At 73.0% G+C, this 22,568-nt stretch carries 23 protein-coding genes; 10 read left to right on the forward strand and 13 right to left on the reverse strand.

Annotated features, from left to right (window positions below):
• Positions 1-209: 209 nt before the first annotated feature.
• Positions 210-1,184: a DMT family transporter gene (locus IE94_RS0123440; RefSeq protein ID WP_425337980.1), complete on the reverse strand. Its 975-nt coding sequence runs from the start codon at positions 1,182-1,184 to the stop codon at positions 210-212.
• A gap of 78 nt (positions 1,185-1,262) precedes the next feature.
• Complete coding sequence (locus IE94_RS0123445) at positions 1,263-1,970, reverse strand: ArsR/SmtB family transcription factor (RefSeq protein ID WP_030187659.1); 708 nt, start codon at positions 1,968-1,970, stop codon at positions 1,263-1,265.
• A gap of 145 nt (positions 1,971-2,115) precedes the next feature.
• Here IE94_RS0123445 and IE94_RS0123450 point away from each other — a divergent pair, with 145 nt between their 5' ends.
• Both IE94_RS0123450 and IE94_RS0123455 read left to right on the forward strand, forming a co-directional pair.
• Complete coding sequence (locus tag IE94_RS0123450; protein ID WP_037923348.1) at positions 2,116-2,946, forward strand: alpha/beta fold hydrolase; 831 nt, start codon at positions 2,116-2,118, stop codon at positions 2,944-2,946.
• Positions 2,924-4,318 carry a SpoIIE family protein phosphatase gene (locus IE94_RS0123455; protein ID WP_037923351.1) on the forward strand — a complete coding sequence of 465 codons (1,395 nt, stop codon included), beginning with the start codon at positions 2,924-2,926 and terminating at the stop codon, positions 4,316-4,318. The genes IE94_RS0123450 and IE94_RS0123455 overlap by 23 nt, the downstream gene beginning before the upstream one ends.
• Here IE94_RS0123455 and IE94_RS0123460 read toward each other — a convergent pair.
• The gene (locus tag IE94_RS0123460) at positions 4,302-4,943 is read right to left on the reverse strand and encodes a TetR/AcrR family transcriptional regulator (protein WP_030187667.1); all 642 of its coding nucleotides are present in this window, start codon (positions 4,941-4,943) and stop codon (positions 4,302-4,304) included. The genes IE94_RS0123455 and IE94_RS0123460 overlap by 17 nt on opposite strands.
• A gap of 103 nt (positions 4,944-5,046) precedes the next feature.
• Here IE94_RS0123460 and IE94_RS0123465 point away from each other — a divergent pair, with 103 nt between their 5' ends.
• The 3 genes from IE94_RS0123465 (at position 5,047) to IE94_RS0123475 (ending at position 7,290) form a co-directional block, all read left to right on the forward strand.
• Positions 5,047-6,198, forward strand: coding sequence for an acyl-CoA dehydrogenase family protein (locus IE94_RS0123465; RefSeq protein ID WP_030187670.1), 1,152 nt, complete (start codon positions 5,047-5,049; stop codon positions 6,196-6,198).
• Between the two features lie 75 nt (positions 6,199-6,273).
• Positions 6,274-6,588: a YiaA/YiaB family inner membrane protein gene (locus tag IE94_RS0123470; protein WP_030187672.1), complete on the forward strand. Its 315-nt coding sequence runs from the start codon at positions 6,274-6,276 to the stop codon at positions 6,586-6,588.
• Positions 6,589-6,648: 60 nt separating this feature from the next.
• Positions 6,649-7,290: a TetR/AcrR family transcriptional regulator gene (locus IE94_RS0123475; RefSeq protein WP_030187673.1), complete on the forward strand. Its 642-nt coding sequence runs from the start codon at positions 6,649-6,651 to the stop codon at positions 7,288-7,290.
• On the opposite strand, the gene IE94_RS0123480 is transcribed toward IE94_RS0123475, so the two are convergent.
• Positions 7,287-7,748: a MaoC family dehydratase gene (locus IE94_RS0123480; protein ID WP_030187674.1), complete on the reverse strand. Its 462-nt coding sequence runs from the start codon at positions 7,746-7,748 to the stop codon at positions 7,287-7,289. The genes IE94_RS0123475 and IE94_RS0123480 overlap by 4 nt on opposite strands.
• Before the next feature lie 130 nt (positions 7,749-7,878).
• Between IE94_RS0123480 and soxR the strand changes: the two genes are divergently transcribed.
• Entirely contained in the window at positions 7,879-8,406 is a 528-nt protein-coding gene (gene soxR / locus IE94_RS0123485; RefSeq protein ID WP_030187675.1) for a redox-sensitive transcriptional activator SoxR, read from the forward strand.
• Between the two features lie 187 nt (positions 8,407-8,593).
• Here soxR and IE94_RS0123490 read toward each other — a convergent pair whose 3' ends face one another.
• Both IE94_RS0123490 and IE94_RS0123495 read right to left on the reverse strand, forming a co-directional pair.
• A complete protein-coding gene (locus tag IE94_RS0123490; protein ID WP_030187676.1) occupies positions 8,594-9,331 on the reverse strand; it encodes a 3-keto-5-aminohexanoate cleavage protein in 738 nt (245 codons plus the stop codon).
• Positions 9,332-9,426: 95 nt separating this feature from the next.
• A complete protein-coding gene (locus IE94_RS0123495) occupies positions 9,427-10,029 on the reverse strand; it encodes a hypothetical protein (protein WP_030187679.1) in 603 nt (200 codons plus the stop codon).
• Between the two features lie 222 nt (positions 10,030-10,251).
• Between IE94_RS0123495 and IE94_RS0123500 the strand changes: the two genes are divergently transcribed.
• Positions 10,252-13,059, forward strand: a complete 2,808-nt coding sequence (locus IE94_RS0123500; protein ID WP_030187681.1) for a penicillin acylase family protein — start codon at positions 10,252-10,254, stop codon at positions 13,057-13,059.
• 16 nt (positions 13,060-13,075) lie between these two features.
• On the opposite strand, the gene IE94_RS0123505 is transcribed toward IE94_RS0123500, so the two are convergent.
• On the reverse strand, positions 13,076-14,338 hold the full coding sequence (locus tag IE94_RS0123505; RefSeq protein WP_030187682.1) for an exo-beta-N-acetylmuramidase NamZ family protein: 1,263 nt from the start codon (positions 14,336-14,338) through the stop codon (positions 13,076-13,078).
• 172 nt (positions 14,339-14,510) lie between these two features.
• On the opposite strand from IE94_RS0123505, the gene IE94_RS0123510 reads away from it, so the two are divergent.
• From IE94_RS0123510 to IE94_RS0123520, 3 genes are read left to right on the forward strand one after another with little or no spacing between them, the layout of a single operon-like run.
• The gene (locus tag IE94_RS0123510; RefSeq protein ID WP_030187685.1) at positions 14,511-15,281 is read left to right on the forward strand and encodes an SDR family oxidoreductase; all 771 of its coding nucleotides are present in this window, start codon (positions 14,511-14,513) and stop codon (positions 15,279-15,281) included.
• Positions 15,278-16,948, forward strand: coding sequence for a class I adenylate-forming enzyme family protein (locus IE94_RS0123515; RefSeq protein ID WP_030187687.1), 1,671 nt, complete (start codon positions 15,278-15,280; stop codon positions 16,946-16,948). The genes IE94_RS0123510 and IE94_RS0123515 overlap by 4 nt, the downstream gene beginning before the upstream one ends.
• A gap of 33 nt (positions 16,949-16,981) precedes the next feature.
• A complete protein-coding gene (locus IE94_RS0123520) occupies positions 16,982-17,575 on the forward strand; it encodes a TetR/AcrR family transcriptional regulator (RefSeq protein ID WP_030187693.1) in 594 nt (197 codons plus the stop codon).
• A 48-nt stretch (positions 17,576-17,623) separates the two neighbouring features.
• On the opposite strand, the gene IE94_RS0123525 is transcribed toward IE94_RS0123520, so the two are convergent.
• From IE94_RS0123525 to IE94_RS0123550, 6 genes are all read right to left on the reverse strand, one after another.
• A complete protein-coding gene (locus tag IE94_RS0123525) occupies positions 17,624-18,838 on the reverse strand; it encodes an acyl-CoA dehydrogenase family protein (RefSeq protein ID WP_030187696.1) in 1,215 nt (404 codons plus the stop codon).
• Between the two features lie 6 nt (positions 18,839-18,844).
• Entirely contained in the window at positions 18,845-19,870 is a 1,026-nt protein-coding gene (locus tag IE94_RS0123530; RefSeq protein ID WP_030187700.1) for a phosphotransferase family protein, read from the reverse strand.
• A 136-nt stretch (positions 19,871-20,006) separates the two neighbouring features.
• On the reverse strand, positions 20,007-20,336 hold the full coding sequence (locus IE94_RS0123535) for a DUF202 domain-containing protein (RefSeq protein ID WP_030187701.1): 330 nt from the start codon (positions 20,334-20,336) through the stop codon (positions 20,007-20,009).
• Between the two features lie 2 nt (positions 20,337-20,338).
• Positions 20,339-20,731, reverse strand: coding sequence for a YidH family protein (locus IE94_RS0123540; RefSeq protein ID WP_030187702.1), 393 nt, complete (start codon positions 20,729-20,731; stop codon positions 20,339-20,341).
• A gap of 279 nt (positions 20,732-21,010) precedes the next feature.
• Entirely contained in the window at positions 21,011-21,526 is a 516-nt protein-coding gene (locus IE94_RS0123545; RefSeq protein WP_030187710.1) for an NUDIX hydrolase, read from the reverse strand.
• Positions 21,527-21,557: 31 nt separating this feature from the next.
• Positions 21,558-22,457, reverse strand: coding sequence for a DMT family transporter (locus IE94_RS0123550; protein WP_030187711.1), 900 nt, complete (start codon positions 22,455-22,457; stop codon positions 21,558-21,560).
• Positions 22,458-22,568 lie beyond the last annotated feature (111 nt).

Below are 22,568 nucleotides of genomic sequence, written 5' to 3' on the forward strand. Positions count from 1 at the left end.
TCATGGGGCCCGGGGTGGGTGCCGGGGCGTCGGGCGGTGCCTGGGACCCGGGTGCTCACCCGGGCTCCGGGGTGGGTTTCCGGGCCCTGGGGGTTCCTGGTCCAGGGTGCGTGCCGGGCTCTCCGGCGGTGCCAGCCCCTCCGGTGGTGCCGGGGTCGCCGCGCGGGCGGTCCGCTCGGCATCCCCGCGCCGGGACCTACGGGCGGGTTCTAGACGCGGCCCGCGTCCTCGCGTCGCCGCTCCGCCGTGGGCTCGGCCTGACCGGGGATCGCGGCCGTGCGCCTGCGCGAGCGCGACACCGCCACGCCCGCCAGACACAGCGCGCCGCCCGCCAGGGTGAGCAGCCCCGGTACCTCGCCCAGCGTCAGCCACGACATCAGCACGACCAGCGCGGGTACGGCGTACGTGGTCGCGCCCATGCGCCCGGCGGTCGTGCGGGCCAGGGCGTAGGCCCACGTCGTGAACGCCAGCGCGGTCGGGAACACGCCCAGGTACACCATGTTGAGCGTGGCGGAGACCGGCGCCTCGGCCGCATCGTGCACCAGCTGCCCGGCGAACGGCAGGCACAGCACCGCCCCCACCAGGCACCCGAACGTCGTCACCTGAAGGGCGCTCGCGTGCGCCAGCGCGGGCTTCTGGGCCACCACCCCGCCCGCGTACGCCATCGCGGCGAGCAGGCACAGCACCACCCCGAGCAGCGAGGAACCGCCCCCGCCCGACATGGACAGGCCCACCGTCACCGCACCGGCGAACGACACCGCCATCCCCGCCAGCAGCCGCGGCGGCAGCGCGTCGCCCAGCAGCCGCGCGCCGAGCAGCGCGATGAGGATCGGGCCGACGTTGACCACGAGGGCGGCCGTACCGGCGTCCACCTGCTGCTCGCCCCAGTTCAGGACGACCATGTAGAAGCCGAACCACAGCACCCCCGATATCGCGATCCCGCGCCAGGCCGAGCGCGGCGGCACGCCCTCCCGGCGCAGCAGACAGATCACGCCGAGGGCCAGCGCGCCGGACAGCAGCCGCCCGAGGGCCAGCGCGCCCGGCGAGTACGCCTCGCCCGCGCTGCGGATGGAGACGAACGCGGACGCCCACAGCACGACGGTGACGGTGGCGGCTCCGGCCGCGAGCAGTTCCGGACGGCGGTGCGGGGGGAGGACACGGGACGACGCGGGGGCGGTGCTCATCATGCTCCAGAGGCTAGGCGGCGGAAACGGGTGTGTGCTCGCGGATTTCGGACGGGGAGCAGGGGCGGGGCACGGCCCTCAGCGCAGCGCCGCCGGGTCGATGCCCAGCAGTCCGGTCAGCGCGTCCTCGCCCGCCGGTGTCACCTTCACCGCCCGCTCCGAGCCGATGCGCACGCACCAGCCCTCGTCCAGGGCGTGCCGGCACAGCGCCGCGCCCGCGACACCCGCGAGGTGGGGGCGGCGCTCGGTCCAGTCGAGGCAGGCCCGGGCCAGCGGTCTGCGCCCGGTACGCCGCAGGGGGATCCCGGTGGCGTCGAACCAGGTGAGCCCGGCGTCGGTGAGTGCGAAACCGGTGTCCTGGCGCAGCAGTCCGCGCACGGTGAGCGCGTCGGTGACCGCGATCCCGAGCCGTCCGGCGAGATGGTCGTAGCAGGTGCGGCCCGCGGCCATCGCCGACCCGGCGCTGGAGGCCCGCAGCGTGCGCGGACGTCGTGCCTGGGGCGCCACCTGCGCGGCCAGGTCCTCCACCAGCTGCGCGACCCGTTCGTCGGCGAGCCGCACGTACCGGTGCCGCCCCTGCCGCTCCTCGGCGAGCAGCCCGCCCGCGACGAGCTTGCCGAGGTGCTCGCTCAGCGTCGACGCGGCCACCCCCGCGTGCCGGGCGAGCTCACCGGCGGTCCACGCCCGCCCGTCGAGCAGTGCCAGCAGGCACGCGGCCCTGCTCTCGTCGGCGATCAGCCCGGCCAGTCGCGCCAGTCCGGGTGCGCCCGGGTCCTTCGAGGTCATGCCCCCAGCATGCGTCACGGACGGTTCGGCGAGCACCGAAGCGTCCGGGCCGGGAAGGCGGGCACCAGGAAGGCGGAGGAAATAATGGTGTTTGTCTCTTTATTCTTACCTTGAGGGGCGAAAGCGTGTGCGAGCAGGAGGCGGCATGGTGGAGGCGGAGGTACGGCACCGGAACAACGTGACGGTGACCGGCGACCCCGACGGGCCGGTGGTGGTGCTGGCCCACGGATTCGGCTGCGACCAGAACATGTGGCGTCTGGTGGTGCCCAGGCTGGCCGGGCGCTACAAGGTCGTCCTGTTCGACTACGTCGGTTCGGGCGGGTCCGACCTGTCGGCCTGGGCCCCGGAGCGGTACGCGTCGCTGGAGGGGTACGCGCAGGACGTGGTCGACGTTCTGCGGGCGCTGGACCTGCGGCGGGTGACGTTCGTCGGGCATTCGGTGAGCGCGATGGCCGGGGTCCTGGCCGCCCGCACCGCACCCGAGCGGATCGGATCCCTGGTCATGGTCACCCCCTCCCCGCGCTACATCGACGACGACGGGTACCGCGGCGGCTTCACGGCGGCCGACATCGAGGAACTGCTGGCGTCCCTGGACTCGAACTACCTCGGCTGGTCGTCCGCGATGGCCCCGGTGATCATGGGCAACCCCGACCGGCCGGAGCTGGGCCAGGAGCTGACCGACAGCTTCTGTGCGACCGACCCGGCGATGGCCCGGGTGTTCGCGCGCACCACGTTCCTCTCGGACAACCGTGAGGACCTGGACGGGGTGACGGTGCCCACGCTGGTCCTCGAATGCGCCGAGGACGCCATCGCTCCCCGGGGGGTGGGTTCGTTCGTGCGGTCGCGCGTCCCCGGGGCCCGGCTGGTCACACTGGACGCCACCGGGCACTGCCCCCAGCTCAGCGCTCCCGAGGCCACCGCCGACGCCGTACTCGACTTCCTGGACCGTGTCCATGGCTCCCGGCCGGACTCCTGACCCCGCCCCCGGCGACGACCCGGGTGGACGAGTGCCCCCGTCCGGCGTGCCCGTCCCGGAGGACAGCGCCGAGGAACTCTACGACGCCGCGCCCTGCGGCTTCCTGTCCACGGCCATGGACGGCACCGTCACCAAGGTCAACGCCACGCTGCTGGACTGGCTCGGCCTCGAGCGGCGCGAGGTGGTGGGCCTGATGCGCTTCGCCGACCTGCTCACCGTCGGCGGGAAGCTCTACCACGAGACCCACTTCGCCCCCCTGCTGAGCCTGCGGGGCGAGATCGGCGGCATCGCGCTGGAGATGCGGACGGCCACGGGCGGACGGCTGCCGGTGCTCGTCTCCGCCGCGGTCAAGAAGGACGCGGACGGCGAGCCGGTACTGATCCGCACCACGGTCTTCGACGCCTCCGACCGACGCGCCTACGAGGAGGAACTGCTGCGCCGCAGGAGGGCCGCCGACGAGGCCCGCGAGCTGGCCGAGGCGGCGCGGCGAGAGGCGGAGGCGGCGCGGCGGGAGGCGGAGGCGGCACGGCGGGGGGCGGAGGCGGCGCGGCGGGAGGCGGAGGCGGCGCGCTCCCGCTCCGAGGCGGACCGGGCCCGGCTGACCGACGCCCTCGTCGTGCTCCAGCAGGCCCTGCTGCCCGCCGAACTCCCCACCGTCCCGGGCCTGGACGTGGCCTCCTACTACTACACGGCCTCGCCCGACCGGCTCGGCGGCGACTTCTACGACCTGTTCGCCCTCGGCGCGGGGCGCTGGGCCTTCTTCCTCGGCGACGTGAGCGGCAAGGGCCCCAAGGCCGCCGCCGTCACGTCCCTCACCCGCTACACCCTGCGGGCGGCCGTCTTCCACGACTCCGACCCGGTCAGCGCCCTGGCCACGCTCAACGCCGTCCTCTACGACCGCTACGGCCTCAAGGCCGACCCCCGCCACTGCACCGCCGTCGTCGGCGTCGTCGAACCGGACGACGACCGCGGCCGCACGACGGTCCGCCTCGCCTCCGGCGGGCACCCGCCCGCGCTGGTGCTGCGGGCCGGTGCCCCGGTCGACGGTCCGGGGCGGGCCGACTACCTCACCACTCCCGGCGGCATGCTGGTCGGCGCGCTGCCCGACGCCGTCTTCACTCCCGCCACCGCCGTCCTCTACCCCGGCGACACCCTGCTGCTCTACACCGACGGCCTGACCGAGGCCCGCACGGACCCCGAGCGCACCACCCTCTACGGCGACGAACGGCTGCGGGACTTCGCCGCCCGGCAGGCGTCCACGGCACCCGGGGACGTGATCGCCGCCGTGGCCGCCCTGCTGGAGAAGCTCGGCGACGGTGTCGACGACGACACCGCCCTGCTCGCCCTGGGGGCCCCTAGCCGTCCCGACTGAGCCGCTCGTACTGCTGCGCGAGCCCGTCCAGCAGCGCCGTCAGGCCGGTGTCGAAGGCGCGCTCGTCGATCTTCTCCTGCTGCTCCGCCAGGAGGTGGGCCTGCTGGAGGTGCGGGTAGTCCGCGGGATCGTAGGCACCCGCGTCGTCCACGAAGCCGCCGGCGAAGGAGCCGAGCGCCGAGCCCATGATGAAGTAGCGCATCAGCGCGCCGATGGACGTGGCCTGCGCCGGGGGCCAGCCCGCCCGGACCATCGCGCCGTAGACGGCGTCCGCGAGGTGCAGCGCGGCCGGGCGGCGGCCCGGGCCGTGGGCCAGCACCGGGACGATGTTGGGGTGCTCGCGCAGCGCCGTCCGGTACGAGACCGCCCAGTCGTGCAGCGCGGTCCGCCACTCCCGGCCGTCCTCGAACATCGACAGGTCGACCCGCGCGCTCACCGAGTCGGCGACGGCCTCCAGGATCTCGTCCTTGGTGCGGAAGTGGTTGTAGAGCGAGGGCCCGCTGACGCCCAGTTCCGCGGCCAGCCGGCGGGTGGAGACGGCCGCGAGACCCTCCGTGTCCACCAGAGCGCGGGCCGTCTCGACGATCCGGTCGGTGCTGAGCAGGGGCTTGCGCGGTCGGGCCATGGCGCACATAGTAGGGCTGCGGCTTTAAACTAGCAGTGCTAATTTATGGCTCGGGCCCCGGTGGTCCGCCGTTCAAGGTCCGTCTTCTGTGGGGTGACTCGGCATGAATCTGGAGCTCAGCGAGGAGCAGGGCGCCGTACGGCAGCTCGCCCGGGAGTTCGTGGCGCGCGAGATCGCCCCGCACGTGGTCGCCTGGGACCGCGCGGAGGAGGTGGACAGGTCGATCGTGAAGAAGCTCGGCGAGGTCGGCTTCCTCGGGCTCACGATCGACGAGGAGTACGGCGGGTCCGGCGGCGACCACCTCGCGTACTGCCTGGTCACGGAGGAGCTGGGGCGCGGCGACAGCTCCGTGCGCGGGATCGTCTCCGTCTCCCTCGGCCTGGTCGCCAAGACGATCGCCGCCTGGGGGGACGAGGAGCAGAAGCGGCGCTGGCTGCCGGGGCTCACCTCCGGCGCGTACATCGGCTGCTTCGGCCTCACCGAGCCGGGCACGGGATCCGACGCGGGCCACCTCTCCACCCGCGCGGTGCGCGACGGCGACGACTTCGTGATCAACGGCACCAAGATGTTCATCACCAACGGCACCTGGGCCGATGTCGTCCTGCTCTTCGCCCGCTCCACCGACGCCCCGGGCCACCAGGGCGTCTCCGCCTTCCTCGTCCCCACCGACACCCCAGGACTGACCCGCCGCACCATCCACGGCAAGCTGGGGCTGCGCGGCCAGGCCACGGCCGAACTGGTCCTGGAGGACGTCCGCGTCCCCGCCTCCGCCATGCTCGCTCCCGAGGGCAAGGGCTTCTCGGTGGCCATGTCGGCCCTCGCCAAGGGGCGGATGTCGGTCGCGGCCGGCTGCGTGGGCATAGCCCAGGCCGCGCTGGACGCGGCCGTGAGGTACGCGGGGGAGCGGGAGCAGTTCGGGAAGACCATCGCCCACCACCAGCTGGTGCAGGAGCTGATCAGCGACATCGCCCTCGACGTGGACGCGGCCCGGCTGCTGACCTGGCGGGTCGCCGACCTGATCGACCGCGGGCAGCCCTTCACCGTCGAGTCCTCCAAGGCCAAGCTCTTCGCCTCGGAGGCCGCCGTGCGCGCCGCCAACAACGCCCTCCAGGTCTTCGGCGGCTACGGCTACATCGACGAGTACCCGGCCGGCAAGCTGCTGCGCGACGCCCGCGTGATGACCCTCTACGAGGGCACCAGCCAGATCCAGAAGCTGGTCATCGGGCGCGCGCTGACGGGCGTGTCGGCCTTCTGAGTGCCGGGCTTTGAGTAGCCGGACTGAGTACGACGGCGGATGCGGCCCCGGCCGCGTCCGCCGACCCTTGTCCCCATGAGTGACACACCCGTCAAGCAGCAGAACACGGCGGCCTTCTACGGGCAGGCCGTCGCCTCGTTCTCGGTGGCCATGGCCGCCACCGCCATCGGCATCTACCAGTTGCAGGCCGACGCCTGGGTACGGGCCTTCCTCGCGATCGCCGTCCTGTACCTCGTCACCTCGGCCTTCACGCTGGCCAAGATCATCCGGGACCGCCAGGAGGTCGGCCAGATCGTGAGCCGGGTCGACCAGGCGCGGCTCGACAAGATCCTCGTCGAGCACGACCCCTTCCTGAAGCCCGGTGGCGCCCCCGCCGGACAGCGCCCCTAAGCGACCGCTCAGCTTCGGCGGTATGGTGGTGCTCCTGTCACCGAGAGGGGCGAACCAGCGATGAGTACGGCGGCCGAGACGACGGGCGGCGACATCGAGCCGTGGGAAGAGGTCACGCCTGACGCGGCCCGGCGGCTTCTGGTCGCCGCCGTGGAGGCGTTCGCCGAACGCGGGTACCACGCGACCACGACCCGCGACATCGCCGGGCGGGCCGGCATGAGCCCGGCCGCGCTCTACATCCACTACAAGACGAAGGAAGAGCTGCTCCACCGCATCAGCCGCATCGGTCACACCCGGGCGGTGGCCATCCTGCGCTCCGCGGCCCAGGGCGAGGGCGGCGCGACCGAGCGGCTCGCCGACGCCGTGAGCTCCTTCGTCCGCTGGCACGCCGGACGGCGCACGACCGCGCGGGTCGTGCAGTACGAGTTGGACGCGCTCGGTCCCGAGGCCCGGGAGGAGATCCTCACCCTCCGCCGGCAGTGCGACGCCGCGGTGCGCGGCATCATCGACGACGGCGTGGCGACGGGCGAGTTCGACGTGCCGGACGTCAAGGGCACCACGCTCGCCGTGCTGTCGCTCTGCATCGACGTGGCCCGCTGGTTCAACGTGAACGGCCCCCGCACACCCGACGAGGTCGGCGCGCTCTACGCCGACCTCGTGCTCAGGATGGTGGGAGCCCGGGGCCGCTCCGACGCCTCCTAGACGTAGTAGCGCGAGACGGACTCGGCGACGCACACCGGCTTGTCGCCGCCCTCGCGCTCCACGGTGAAGGCGACGCTCACCTGGATGCCGCCCTTGACGTCCTCGACCCCCGTGATCGTCGCCGTGGCGCGCAGGCGCGAGCCGACCGGGACGGGGGAGGGGAAACGGACCTTGTTGGTGCCGTAGTTGACGCCCATCTTCACGCCCTCGACCCTGATCAGCTGCGGCCCGAAGAGGGGGAGGAGCGACAGGGTCAGGTAGCCGTGGGCGATGGTGGTGCCGAACGGCCCGGCGGCGGCCCGCTCAGGGTCCACGTGGATCCACTGGTGGTCCCCGGTCGCCTCCGCGAACAGGTCGATCCGCTTCTGGTCGACCTCCAGCCAGTCGGTGTGTCCCAACTGCTCGCCCACCGCCGCCTTCACCTCGTCGGCGGACGCGAAGATCCTCGGCTCTGCCATGTTCCGGCCTCTCTGCTCGCTCGACCTGTGCGCTCGACTCTAAGCGACTGCTTAGTATGGTCGCCCGCGGAGTCCCTGTCAACGGACGTGACCCGTCCGTGCGGGTGAGCGGGTCGGTAGGGTCTGAGGAGTGCCTCAGATTCCCGAGAAGATCCAAGAGCTCACGGTCGGCCAGCTCGCCGCGCGCAGCGGCGCCGCCGTCTCCGCCCTGCACTTCTACGAGTCGAAGGGCCTGATCAGCAGTCGCCGGACCTCGGGCAACCAGCGCCGCTTCAGTCGTGACGCGCTGCGCCGGGTCGCCTTCGTCCGGGCCGCGCAGCGGGTCGGCATCCCGCTGGCCACGATCCGCGAGGCGCTCGCCGAACTGCCGGAGGAGCGCACACCCACGGAGGAGGACTGGGCCCGGCTCTCCCGGTCCTGGCGTTCCGAACTGGACGAGCGGATCAAACAGCTCAACCGGCTGCGCGACCACCTCACCGACTGCATCGGCTGCGGCTGCCTGTCCCTGGAGACCTGCGTCCTGTCCAACCCAGACGACGCCTTCGGCGAACGCCGTTCCGGCTCGCGCCTGCTCGTGGAGCGCCGCGGCCCCGCCACCAACGGCGCGCAGCCGAGCCGCGCCGATGGTGGCGGGGAAGCGCCGTGCTGCGACGAATGACGCTCCGGTGACCCGGACCCGGTCGCCAGGGCTCGTCCCGGTGCGCCGAGGGAGCCGATCCGGGTCGCCCGGCCCGCCCGGCCGTGGGCAACACCGGCCGGGGCCGCCGTTTTCGCCGTGCAGCGGGGCCGGTCGGTGCCGCCGTGCCGCGGCGAATGAGGGTCCGGCGATACGGGCCGCCCGGTCGTCAGTGGGCGTCGCGGTGGGGCGTGGTGAACTCCCTCAGTGCCGTGGTGACCAGGGCGGCGTTGGACGCGGCCCGGCTGCCGTCGGGGAGGAGGAGGGTGTCCTCCAGGCCGATCCGGGTCGCCAGGCCCAGCCGGCCGGCCAGGCGCAGCACCGGCCAGGCGCCGCCGTCCTCGCCGTGCAGCAGGACCGGGCGGCCGTGGGCCGGGCCGAGGGCGCTCAGCAGGGCGCGCGCCGAGTCCGGGGCGGTCGCCGGGTCGGTGTCCGTGACCTCCGCCAGCACCCGCAGCACCTTCGGCCCGAGCGGTGAGCGCAGGAACAGGGCCGCGCCGTCCGTGCCGGACCAGACGCCCGCCTCCACGCCCACCCCGCGCTCGATCAGGGCCGCGGCAGTCTCCTCGGCGCCGGGCTCGTGCCAGTTGACCGACGCGTGGTCGGGCAGCACCGTCCAACTCCGTATCCGCGCCGCCCGGGACGCGGGGTCGGGCTCGGCCCAGGCGCCCGTCGTGACACCGACCGGCACCGACGCGGGGCCCCGCGCCCTGATCGCCTCCAGCGTCACCGCGAGCACACGCGGGGACAGCGTGTCCCGCCCGCACGGTGTCTTCGGGTGGACGTGGACGTCCGTGGCCCCGGCGGCGACCGCCGCGGCCACCGAGTCGGCGACCGCCTCCGGCGACAACGGCACCACCGCGCCGTCCGCGCTGCCCCGCGCCCCGTTCACACACAGTTGCACCATCTCCCCATGGTGCCGGGCGCCACCGACAACGCCCGTCGGGTCCGGTGCCGCACCGGCCACCGGGGTGCGGCATCCCCGGCGCACCCCGCGGCCGGCTACGCCGACATCAGCAACCGCCCCCGCCGGGCGTCCGCGCGCGCCGCGGGAGTGAGGACGGGCCGCGGCACGAGGATGCCGCAGTCCGAGCAGACGGGACCCGTCGAGGGCTCGTGGTCCAGGTCGTACTTCCAGGCGAGGCGCTCCCCGTCGCACACCGGGCACACGGAGCCCGGCTCACGCTCCAGCGCCGAGATCAGCCGGCGCAGCACCTCCGCCAGCGGTCCGTCGGGATGGACCCGGGGATCGTCGCACCAGGCCACCCCGAACCCGCCCCAGGTCAGCCGGTGCCAGTCGTCCACGCTGCCCGGCCTGCGCAGCCCGTCGTGCTTCTCCTTCCTGCGCCGCTCGGCGAACTCGACCTCGTAGGCCAGCCACACCGAACGCGCCTCCTCCAGCTCCTCCAGTGCGGCCACGAGCCGCGCCGGGTTGGGGGAGCGGTCCTCGGGACCGAATCCGGCCCGGGAGCAGAGATGGTCCCAGGTCGCCCTGTGCCCGTAAGGGGCGAAACGCTCAAGGCACTTGCGCAGCGAATAGCGCCGCAGCGCCAGGTCGCACCGTGGATCGCGGACCTGTCTCGCCAGACTTCGGAAACCGGCCATCGCCCTGCACCTCCGTCACACCTGCACCTGTACTTGGGTCACTCCGGCGTCGTCGTACGGACGTCGCCAAATAGACGTATCGACAACCGATTCGGCTCCATCCGATTTCCGATGCCCTCCATAAGCCGATCCACCCGCTCCCAAAAAGTGACGCATGTTCACCTTCCCACTCGGGGATACCGGCGGTAACGTCCCGCCACACCCCCGTCGGGAGGAGCTGCCATGCCACGGCGCACCCCACGCAACGCCCTCGACAGACTGAGAACTCCCCGCGGCTTCCACGGGTTCCTGAAGACCGCATCCGTATGCGCGCTCATTGCCGGAGTTTTGTCACCGCTTTCCCCGGCGATGGCCGCCGGGGACACGACCGCCGAGGTCACGGCCGCCGAGGCCGCCGCCAACGACCACTGCGGCGGGCAGTGTTCCGACATCCTGCCGCCCGGCCAGAACGGCAACGCCACCCTCGCCCAGATCCTCCTCAACCAGGCGTTCGGCACCCAGCCCGCGCACGCCGAGGACCAGCTCGGCCCCTACGCGAAGCTCGCCACCGGCTACTCCGGCCTCACCAACGACAAGATCAACGACTTCTTCAACGACGCCTCCTTCGGCGTCCCGGACGGCCAGGCCGCCTCCACCGTCCGCCCCGCGGGACGCGACGACGTCACCATCGTCCGCGACAAGAAGACCGGCGTGCCGCACATCACCGGCACCACCCGCTACGGCACCGAGTTCGGCGCCGGCTACGCCGCGGCCCAGGACCGGCTGTGGCTCATGGACCTCTTCCGGCACGTCGGACGCGGCCAGTTGACCCCCTTCGCGGGCGGCGCCCCCGCCAACCAGGGCCTGGAGCAGCAGTTCTGGCGCAGCGCCCCCTACACCGAGGACGACCTGGAGGCGCAGATCGAGAGCGCCGCCGCCAAGGCCGGTGAGCGCGGCGAGCTGGCCCTGGCCGACGTGGACGCCTACGTCGCCGGGGTCAACGCCTACATCGACGCCTCCGACAAGGGCCGCTACTTCCCCGGCGAATACGTCCTGACCGGCCACAAGGACGCCATCACCAACGCGGGCACCATCGAGCACTTCAAGCGCAGCGACCTGATCGCGCTGGCCTCCGTCATCGGTTCCCTCTTCGGCGCCGGAGGCGGCGGCGAGGTGAACAACGCGCTCTCCCTGCTCGCGGCCCAGGAGAAGTACGGCGTCGCCGAGGGCACCGAGGTCTGGGAGTCCTTCCGCCAGCGCAACGACCCCGAGGCCGTCCTCACCCAGCAGGACGGCAGCTTCCCGTACCTGCCCACCCCGGACGACCCGCAGGGCCGCGCCCTGCCCGACGCCGGGTCGGTCGAGCCGGAACCGCTGGTGTACGACCGTACGGGCAGCGCCGGCGCCGCGGGCGCGACCGGGGCATCGGCCAAGGCGGCGGACACCGCCGTGACCTCGGCACGGCGCGGCATGTCCAACGCCCTCGTCGTCAGCGGCGAGCACACCGCGAGCGGCCACCCGGTCGCCGTCTTCGGACCCCAGACCGGCTACTTCGCCCCGCAGCTGCTCATGCTCCAGGAGCTCCAGGGCCCCGGCATCAGCGCCCGCGGCGCCTCCTTCGCGGGTCTGAGCATGTACGTCGAACTCGGCCGCGGCCAGGACTACGCCTGGAGCGCCACCACCTCCGGCCAGGACATCATCGACACCTACGCGGTCGAGCTGTGCCAGGACGACTACCACTACCTCTACCGCGGCACCTGCACGCCCATGGAGAAGGTCGAGCGGCGCAACGCCTGGAAGCCGACGGTCGCCGACTCCACCGCGGCCGGCTCCTACACGATGCGTGTCTGGCGCACCAAGTACGGCCCCGTCGAGTCCCGGGCCACGGTCGGCGGCAAGAAGGTCGCCTACACCACCCTGCGCTCCTCCTACCTCCACGAGGCCGACTCCATCATCGGCTTCCAGATGCTGAACGACCCGGACTACCTCAACGGCCCCGAGCGCTTCAAGGGCGCCGTCCAGCACATCAACTACACCTTCAACTGGTTCTACGCCGACTCCGAGCACACCGCGTACTACAACAGCGGCGACAACCCGGTGCGCGCGAACGGCGTCGACGCCGAGTTCCCGGTCTGGGCCCGGCCGGCGTACGAGTGGCAGGGCTGGGACGCCGCCGCCAACACCGCCCGGTACACCGGCCCGTCCGCCCACCCGCAGTCGGTCGACCAGGACTACTACGTCTCCTGGAACAACAAGCAGGCCAAGGACTACCCGGCCGCCTCCTGGGGCAACGGCTCCGTCCACCGCGGAAACCTCCTCGACGACCGGGTGAAGAAGCTGGTCGCCGCGGGCGGCGTCACCCGCACCGCGCTGGTGAAGGCCATGGCCGAGGCGGCCCTCGCCGACCTGCGGGCCGAGGACGTCCTGCCCGACCTGCTGAGGGTGGTCGAGTCCGCGCCGGTCACCGATCCCGCCGCGAAGACGGCCGTGGACCGGCTCAGGGCCTGGCTGTCCGCGGGCGGTCTGCGCACGGAGACCTCGGCGGGCGCCAAGAAGTACGCCCACGCCGACGCGGTCCGCACTCTGGACGCCTGGTGGCCGCTGCTGGTGAAGGCCGAGTTCGAACCAGGGCTCGGCACCGACCTGTACACCGCCTTCACCCGCAACCTGCCCGTCGACGAGTCCCCGTCCGCCGCCCACGGCCCGACCGGCGCCCACGCCGGCAGCGCCTTCCAGTACGGCTGGTGGAGCTATGTCGACAAGGACATCCGGTCCGTGCTCGGCGAGTTCGTCAAGGGCCCGCTGGCGCGGCCGTACTGCGGCGGCGGCGACCTCGCCGCCTGCCGGGACACCCTGGTCTCCACCCTGAAGGAGGCGGCGGGCCGCACGGCCGCCCAGGTCTATCCCGGCGACGACAACTGCTCGGCCGGGGACCAGTGGTGCGCCGACTCGGTGATCCACCGCACCCTCGGCGGCGTCAAGCACGGCGGCATCAGCTGGCAGAACCGGCCCACCTACCAGCAGGTCGTGGAGTTCACGTCCCACCGGTGAGCGGCCGGCCCGCAGGTCACCTGTAGAGGAGGTACTGGCGGCGTGTCCTTCTGAACGCCGCCAGTTCCGCCTCCCAGCCGGCCACCACCTCGTCGGTGTCCGCGCCCGCGTCGATCATCGTGCGCACCCGGGTGGACCCGGTGAGCTTGTCGATCCAGTTGTCCGACCGCCAGGCGAAGCCGTCCCAGGTCCGCTTGGCGGTCACCAGGAGGGCGATTCCGGTGCGCACCGGGTCGAACGCGGCCCGGTCGTGCACGTGGAGCTGCACCCCGCCGACGGTCCTGCCCTGGAACTTGGAGAAGGTGGGCGCGAAGTACGCTTCCCTGAAGCGCACACCGGGCAGACCGAGTCCGTTCGCGGCGGCGGCCCAGCGCCCGTCGATCCCCTCCGCGCCCAGCAGCTCGAACGGCCGGGTGGTACCGCGGCCCTCGGAGAGGTTCGTGCCCTCGAACAGACAGGTCCCCGAGTACACCAGCGCGCACTCCGGCGTCGGCATGTTCGGGCTCGGCGGCACCCAGGGCAGCCCGGCGGCGTCGTAGAACTCCGAGCGCTTCCAGCCCGTCATCGTCACCGTCTCCAGCGGCACCGGGGCGGTCAGGAACTCGCCGTTGAAGAGCAGCGCCAGCTCGGCGACCGTCATGCCGTGCGCCTGCGCGATCGGCTGCCGCCCCACGAAGGTCGCGAACTCCCTGTGCAGGACCGGGCCGAGGGCCGCCCGCCCGGTCACCGGGTTCGGCCGGTCCAGCACCACGAACCGCTTCCCCGCGAGCGAGGCCGCCTCCATGCAGTCGAACAGCGTCCAGATGTACGTGTAGACGCGCGCGCCCACGTCCTGGATGTCGAAGACGACGGTGTCCACGCCGGACGCGGTGAACACGTCCGCGAGCGGCTGCCCGCTCTTCAGGTAGGTGTCGTAGACCGGCAGCCCGGTCGCGGGGTCGTCGTAGCGCCCCTCGGAGCCGCCCGCCTGCGCCGTGCCGCGGAAGCCGTGCTCGGGGCCGAAGACGGCGGTCAGCTCCACGCGGTCGTCGGCGTGCATGACGTCGACGATGTGGCGGACGTCCCGGGTGATGCCGGTCGGATTGGTGACGACGCCGACCTTCTGCCCCCTGAGCGGCGCGTAGCCGCCGTCGGCGAGGCGCTCGAAGCCGGTGCGCAGTCGGCGGCCCCCGTCTCCGGCGGGCGCGGCCCGCGCCGTGCCCGCCGACGCGGCGGCGGCCGTGGTGCCGGCCGCCACCGCGGCCGTCGTGGCGAGCAGGTTCCGTCCGGACAGCGTCATGCGGTGACCTCCGTGATCGCGGCGGGTGTCATGCGCACGCACGCTAACCCCGCGCCCGGGCCGCAGGGAATGGTGTAGACCGCGGTTCACCTCTTCCGCCGAACATACCGACTGGTTAGTCTGGCGCTGCAACGGGAAGCGAGCCGTGCCCGAGCCGTGTCGAAGGAGACCGATGGTGGAAGCCGTGCAGAACGCCGGAGTCGTCGTCACCGGGGCGGGAGGCGGCATCGGCGCCGCGCTGGCCCGCCGCTTCGCCGCCGAGGGAGCCCGGGTCGTGGTCAACGACCTGGACGCCGGCCGGGCCAAGGCCGTCGCCGACGAGATCGGCGGCATCGCCGTCCCCGGCGACGCCTCGGCGATCGTCACCGAGGCCCGCGACGCGCTGGGCGGCAGCGTCGACGTGTACTGCGCCAACGCGGGTGTCGGCTCCGGGGGTTCGCAGGCCGCGGCGGAGGCCGTCTGGGCGCTCGCCTGGGACGTCAACGTCATGGCCCACGTGCGGGCGGCCCACGAACTGCTCCCCGACTGGCTGGAGCGCGGCAGTGGCCGCTTCGTCTCCACCGTCTCGGCCGCCGGACTGCTCACCATGATCGGCGCCGCCCCCTACAGCGTCACCAAGCACGGCGCCTACGCCTTCGCCGAGTGGCTGTCCCTGACCTACCGCCACCGCGGGATCAAGGTCCACGCCATCTGTCCGCAAGGGGTGCGCACCGACATGCTCACCGCGAGCGGCAGCGCGGGCGAACTGGTGCTCCGGCCCACCGCGATCGAACCGGGGGACGTCGCGGACGCCCTCTTCCAGGGCATCCACGAGGACCGCTTCCTGATCCTGCCGCACCCCGAGGTGGCGCAGTACTACCAGGCCCGGGCCACCGAACCCGACCGCTGGCTGCACGGCATGAACCGGCTCCAGCGGCAGTGGGAGGAGGCGACGGCCCGGTGACCGGTTCCCCCTACGCGGCCAAGCCCTGGCTCGGCCTGCTGACCGACGCGCAGAAGGCCCCGCTCGACCCCGACGCCTCCCTCGTGCACGCCCTGCGCCGGGCGGCCGCCGAGGCACCCGACCGCGTCTTCCTCGCCTACTTCGACGGCCGCCTCACCTACCGCGAGGTGGACGAGCTGAGCGACTCCGTCGCCGGGTACCTCGCCGCGCGCGGCCTGGAGCGCGGCGACCGGGTCGCGGTCCTGCTCCAGAACTCCCCGCACTTCGTGCTCGCCGTACTGGGCGCGTGGAAGGCGGGCGCGGTCGTCGTGCCCGTCAACCCGATGTACAAGTCGCGGGAGGTCGGCCACGTCCTGCGGGACGGCGAGGTGGCCGCGCTGATCTGCTCCGACCGCGCCTGGGAGTCGTACCTGCGCGAGACGGCGGCCGGCTCGCCGGTGCGGATCGTGCTCACGGGGTGCGAGTCGGACTTCCAGACCCGCCAGGACGCACGCGTGCTGCCGTTCGAGCGGCTGCCGGACGCCCCCGACGCCGACGACCTGGCCCGGGAGGCCCGCGCCGGCCACCGGGCGCCCGAGGGCCGCGACCCGGAGCCCGGCGACACCGCGCTCATTAGCTACACCTCGGGCACCAGCGGCACGCCCAAGGGCGCCACCAACACCCACCGCAACATCATGTACAACGCCGAGCGGCAGCGCACCGGGCTCGGCCTGCCCGAGGCACCGGTCTACTTCGCGCTGGCCCCGCTGTTCCACATCACCGGCATGGTCTGCGAGTTCGGCGCCTGCCTGAACAGCGTGGGCACACTCGTCCTGGCCTACCGCTTCGAGGCGGGCGTCGTCCTGGACGCCTTCGCCGAGCACCGGCCGCACTACACGGTCGGCCCGTCCACCGCCTTCATGGCGCTCGCCGCCCACCCCTCCGTCACCCCGGAGCACTTCGCGTCCTTCGCGAACATCTCCTCGGGCGGCGCCCCGCTGCCGCCCGCCCTGGTGGAGAAGTTCCGCGCGGGCTTCGGCCCGTACATCCGCAACGGCTACGGGCTCACCGAGTGCACCGCGCCCTGCGCGTCCGTACCGCCGCACCTGGAGGCCCCGGTGGACCCCGTCTCCGGGACCCTGGCGGTCGGCGTGCCCGGCCCCGAGACCGCCGTGCGGATCGTCGACGACCAGGGCGCGGAGGTGCCCTTCGGGGAGCAGGGCGAGATCGTCGTCAGCGGCCCCCAGGTCGTCCCCGGCTACTGGCGCCGCCCGGACGCCACCGCCGAGACCTTCCCCGGCGGCGAACTGCGCACCGGGGACATCGGCTTCATGGACGCCCAGGGCTGGCTCTACGTCGTCGACCTCAAGAAGGACATGATCAACGCCTCTGGCTTCAAGGTCTGGCCGCGCGAGGTCGAGGACGTGCTCTACACCCACCCCGCGGTGCGCGAGGCCGCCGTCGTCGGCGTGCCCGACGGGTACCGCGGCGAGACCGTCAAGGCGTACATCAGCCTCCGGCCGGGCGCCGCCACGGACCCGGACGCACTCGTCGCGTACTGCGAGGAGAGACTGGCCGCCTACAAGTATCCGCGCCAGGTGGAGATCCTGCCCGACTTGCCGAAGACGGCGAGTGGGAAGATCCTCCGTCGGGAACTGCGTTCCGGCGGCAACGGAACGCAGCAGTGAACGGACAGTGACACGGAAAGGCAGGTGACGGCAGTGCCCAGGACCACGGACGGGGACGGCACTCCGGTGCCGCAGCGGCTCCTGGCCGCCGCCACCCGGCTCTTCGCCGAGCAGGGCTACGACCGCACCTCGGTACAGGAGATCGTCGAGGCGGCAGGCGTCACCAAGGGGGCGCTCTACCACTACTTCGGCTCCAAGGACGACCTGCTGCACGAGGTGTACGCGCGCGTGCTGCGCCTCCAGCAGGAACGCCTGGACGCCTTCGCGGACGCCGACGCGCCGGTCGAGAAGCGGGTGCGGGACGCGGCGGCCGACGTCGTCGTGACCACCATCGACAACCTCGACGACGCGTCGATCTTCTTCCGCTCCATGCACCAGCTCAGCCCGGAGAAGAACAGACAGGTGCGCGCCGAGCGCCGGCGCTACCACGAGCGCTTCCGCGCGCTCATCGAGGAGGGCCAGCGGACCGGCGTCTTCACCAAGGAGACCCCGGCCGACCTGGTGGTGGACTACCACTTCGGATCCATCCACCACCTGTCCACGTGGTACCGCCCCAACGGCCCGCTCAGCCCGCAGGAGGTCGCCGACCACCTCGCCGACCTGCTGCTGCGGGCCCTGCGTCCCTGAGACGCCCCCAGGCGACGGGCCCCCGGGGCCCCCGGGGGCGTCGCCCGCTCAGAGGTACTTCTTGATCTCCCGGCGGGCCAGCGAGCGCTGGTGTACCTCGTCCGGGCCGTCGGCGATCATCAGCGTCCGCGCCCCCGCGTACAGCTCGGCCAGCGGGAAGTCCTGGCTCACGCCGCCCGCGCCGTGCAGCTGGATCGCCCGGTCGATGATGTCGACCACCGCGCGAGGCGTGGCGATCTTGATGGCCTGGATCTCGGTGTGCGCGCCCCGGTTGCCGACGGTGTCCATCAGCCAGGCGGTCTTCAGCACCAGCAGCCGCAGCTGCTCGACGGTGACCCGGGCGTCCGCGATCCAGTTGTGGACCACGCCCTGCTGGGCCAGCGTCTTGCCGAAGGCGTCGCGGGACACCGCGCGGCGGCACATCAGCTCGATCGCGCGCTCGGCCATGCCGATCAGCCGCATGCAGTGGTGGATCCGGCCGGGACCGAGCCGGGCCTGCGCGATGGCGAAGCCGCCGCCCTCCTCGCCGATCAGGTTCGACACCGGCACGCGCGCGTGGTCGAAGGTCACCTCGGCGTGGCCGCCGTGGTAGTGGTCCTCGTAACCGAAGACCTGCATGGCCCGGTCGACCGTCACCCCGGGCGTGTCGCGCGGGACCAGCACCATCGACTGCTGGCGGCGGATGTCCTCGCCGTCGGGGTCCGTCTTGCCCATCACGATGAAGATCCGGCAGTCCGGGTTCATCGCCCCGGAGATGTACCACTTGCGGCCCGTGACGACGTACTCGTCGCCGTCGCGCTCGATGCGCGTGGTGATGTTCGTGGCGTCCGAGGAGGCCACGTCCGGCTCCGTCATCGCGAAGGCGGAGCGGATCTCCCCGGCGAGCAGGGGTTGCAGCCACTGCTTCTTCTGCGTCTCGTCGGCGAACTGGGCCAGCACCTCCATGTTCCCGGTGTCCGGCGCCGCGCAGTTCGTCGCGGTCGGCGCCAGCTGCGGGCTGCGGCCGGTGATCTCGGCGAGCGGGGCGTACTGGAGGTTGGTGAGACCGGCGCCGTGCTCGGCGTCGGGCAGGAACAGGTTCCACAGGCCCTGGCGACGGGCCTCGGCCTTCAGGTCCTCCACGACCCGCGGGGTCTCCCACGGGGAGGCGAGCCGGGCGCGCTGCTCGTGGGCGACCTGCTCGGCCGGGTAGACGTACTCGTCCATGAAGGCGAGCAGCCGGGCGCGGAGTTCCTCGGTGTGTGCGTCGTACGCGAAGTCCATGTGGTCTCAGCCCTCCTGAAGGGTGGTCAGGCCGTGCTCGATGAAGACGGGGACGAGGTCGCCGATGCGGTCGAAGCCGCGGCCGACGGTCTGGCCCAGCGTGTACCGGTAGTGGATGCCCTCCAGGATCACGGCGAGCTTGAACCACGCGAACGCCGTGTACCAGGCGACCGTGGAGACGTCGCGGCCCGAGCGGGCGGCGTACCGCTCGATCAGCTCGGCGGGAGCGGGGTGGCCGGGTGCCTGGGCGGTGGTGGAGACGGGGGAGTCGGGCATGCGGAGCGGGCTGCTGTACATCACCAGCAGGCCCAGGTCGGTCAGCGGGTCGCCGAGGGTGGACATCTCCCAGTCGAGGATCGCCCGGATCTCGTCGTCCGCGCCGCCGATCAGGACGTTGTCCAGGCGGTAGTCGCCGTGCACCACCGTCGGGGCGGGGGAGCGGGGCAGCTCCCGGCCGAGGGTGGCGTGCAGTTCGTCGATGCCGGCCAGGTCGCGGTTGCGGGAGGCGTCGAGCTGCTTGGCCCAGCGGCGGAGCTGGCGGTCCAGGAAGCCCTCGGGGCGGCCGAAGTCGGCGAGGCCCACCTCGGCGGGGTCCACGGCGTGCAGCCCGACCAGCGTGTCGACGAGGTTCAGCACGGCCGCGCGGGTGCGGTCGGGCCCGAGGGGGGCGAGCTGTTCCGCGGTGCGGTACGGGGTGCCGTCGACGAACTCCATCACGTAGAAGGGCGCCCCCAGCACCTCCGCGTCCTCGCACAGCAGCACCGGGCGCGGCACGGGCACCTCGGTCGGGTGCAGGGCGCTGATGACGCGGTGCTCGCGCCGCATGTCGTGCGCGGTGGCCAGGACGTGGCCGAGCGGCGGGCGCCGTACGACCCAGCGGGCCGTGCCGTCCGAAACGGCGTAGGTGAGGTTCGACCGTCCGCCCTCGATCAGCCGGCCGGACAGCGGGCCGGTCACCAGGCCGGGGCGCTCGCGGTCGAGCAGGACGCGCAACCGGTCGAGATCGAGTCCGGGCGGGTGGTCGGGGCTCATCGTCGCTCCCTGGGACGGGTGAACAGTACCCGACACATGATGCCGACCGGTCGGTATGCCGTCCAGTGGGCGGACCGAACGTGATCGGCGCGACGGCGGTCGGTCCCACGGGCGTTTCCGGGCCTCGGAGGACGCCTCAGAGGACGAGGAACGCTCCGCAGACGGCGAGGGCCAGCATGCACAGGGTCGCGGCGGCGGCGTGCGGCGGGGTGAGGGCGCGGGGTCTGTTCGCCGCGGCGAGGGTGGTGATCCGGCCGTGGGCGATCCGGAGGAAGGCCAGCCAGAAGACGCAGCACAGGGCGGCGGCGAGCACCGAGACGGGCGACGCCCCGCCGTGCAGCGCGGTCTTCGCGGCGAGTACGGCGACGACGGTGCCGGACAGAGTGGTGCGACGCCAGGCGAGCCGGGTGCGCTCGGGCTGGAGCCCGGGGTCGCGGTCGGAGGGGGCCGCGTCGGTGCCGCTCACGCTCAGCCCTCCCAGCCGACGAGGACCACGACGACCATCACCACGGCGACCACGGCGACGACCAGGCTGAGCAGCGCCGGGAAGCGGGAGACGGGGAGGTCCTCGCCCCGGCGCATGGCGCGTTCGCAGCGCGCCCAGTGGTTCACGGCCCGCAGCGAGCACAGCACACCTGCGGCCAGCAGCGCGAGCGCGAGCCCGACCCGCCAGCCCCAGCGCAGGTCGGGCAGGAACTGGTCCACGGCGAACCCGCCGCCGATCAGGGCGAGGGCGGTACGCAGCCAGGCGAGGAACGTCCGCTCATTGGCCAGCGAGAAGCGGTAGTCGGGGGTACCGCCCTCCTGCCGCACCTCCTCGGGCACGAACCACAGCCGAACGTTCCGCACGAAATCGATCACCCGGGGACCCTATCCGGCTCCCCGCCGCGGGTGCCTGCGGCGGCCTGCGCGCGTTTGGTGGGGGTGCGGGTGGCGCCTGTGCGGCTCCGGTGGGGGTGCGGGTGGCGCGGTGGGTTCGGTGGGGGGTCGGGGCCGCGCCGGGGGGTGTCCGTCCTCGGAACGGCGCGGAATCGGTGGGACAGAGGTACCCCCAGGCCGCACGGGTGGGCGCAGCGGCACCCCGGCAGCGCCGGGCTGCGTCCCCACCCCGCGCCCGCACCCACGCCGGGCGACGCCGGTTCAGTGAACGGCCCGCCAAGCCCGCAGCCGCGCGTACGCCGACAGACCGTCCGGCACGAACTCCCACTCCCCGAGCCGTCCCTCCAGCTCCTCCTCCGGCAGGAACCCGTGCCACGCCACCTCCTCCACCTGGGGAGACACCGCCCCCGCCACCCGCACCTCGTACACCGCCGACCACCAGGTCCGCCCCGCCCCGTCGTCGTACAAGAACGTAAACAGGTACTTTGGCCGCGGCAGCCCGCTCACCCCCAGCTCCTCCTCCGCCTCCCGCAGCGCCGCGTCGTCGTAGGACTCACCCGCGCCCACCACCCCGCCGACGAACATGTCGTACAGCGCGGGGAACACCAGCTTCGACGCCGTCCGGCGGTGGACGAAGACCCGGCCCTCCGGGTCGCGGGCCCACACGAACACGCAGCGGTGCCGCAGCCCCCGGGCGTACGCGTCTCCCCGCCGGGCCTGCCCGACGACGCGGTCGTGCTCGTCGACGATGTCCAGAATCTCGTCAGCAGAACTCATCCGCCCATCCAAGCAGTGGACACCGCGGCCCTCAGCGCCGCTCCAGCGCCGGTTCACGCCCGCTCTCGCCGGTCCCCGTCCCCTGCGGCATCGCCGGGTGCAGGCCCAGCAGGACGATGCCCGCCACGACCGCCGCGAGGCCGCCCGCCTGCCACGCGAGCGCCCCGGCGTCGGTGCGCAACCGGTCGCCGAGGAAGCCGACCCCGCAGGCGATGCCCGCGAGCGGCTGGGCCGCCGTCAGCGCGGGCAGCGACCTGCGCAGCGGCGCCGTCTCGAAGGCGCTCTGGACCAGGACCAGGCCCGTCACCCCGAGCACCACCACGGCGTACGGCTGCCAGCCCGTCAGCAACTCCGCGAGGCCGCCCGCCGAGAAGCGCCGGCCGCTCACCCGGGTCAACGCGTCCTGCACCCCGTACAGCAGACCGGCGGCCAGGGCCAGCAGAGTCGGGCCCCAGGTCAGCCGCAGGCGCCCGGCGCACAGCGTGAGCACGAGGGCGAGGCCCAGCATCACCCCGACGATCAGCCAGTGCCGCAGCGGACCGGTCACCGCGCTGCCCCCGCACGGCTCGCCCGCCAGGATGAACGCGGTCACCCCGCCCGCGAGCAGCGCGAGGCCGGCCCAGCCCTGGCGGCCCAGCGGCTGCCGGGTCTGGATGCGGGAGAGGGCGAGGGCGAACAGGAGGTTCGTCGCCAGGAGGGGTTCGACGAGGGTCAGTTCGCCGCCGCCCAGCGCGAGCGCCCCCAGCACCATGCCGGCCACCATCAGTCCCATGCCGGCCAGCCAGCGCGGCACCCGCAGGAGGTCGAGCAGGAGGCGGGGCGAGAGGAAGTCGCCCAGCGGGGCGCGCTCGGCCGCGTTCTGCTGGAGGACGAAACCGAGACCCAGACAGCACGCGGCGCACACGGCGAGGACCAGAACGAGAACCGACACGCTGCGTACCTCGATCATCAGTCGGGTCACGGGGGCGTCGGGGACGACTCTAGTGCGGGTGGGTGCCCTGTGCCGGACGGGTGGCGCATTAGGGGGCCGGAACGGGGGCGG

This window comes from Streptomyces violaceorubidus (assembly GCF_000717995.1).
GTDB lineage: Bacteria > Actinomycetota > Actinomycetes > Streptomycetales > Streptomycetaceae > Streptomyces > Streptomyces violaceorubidus.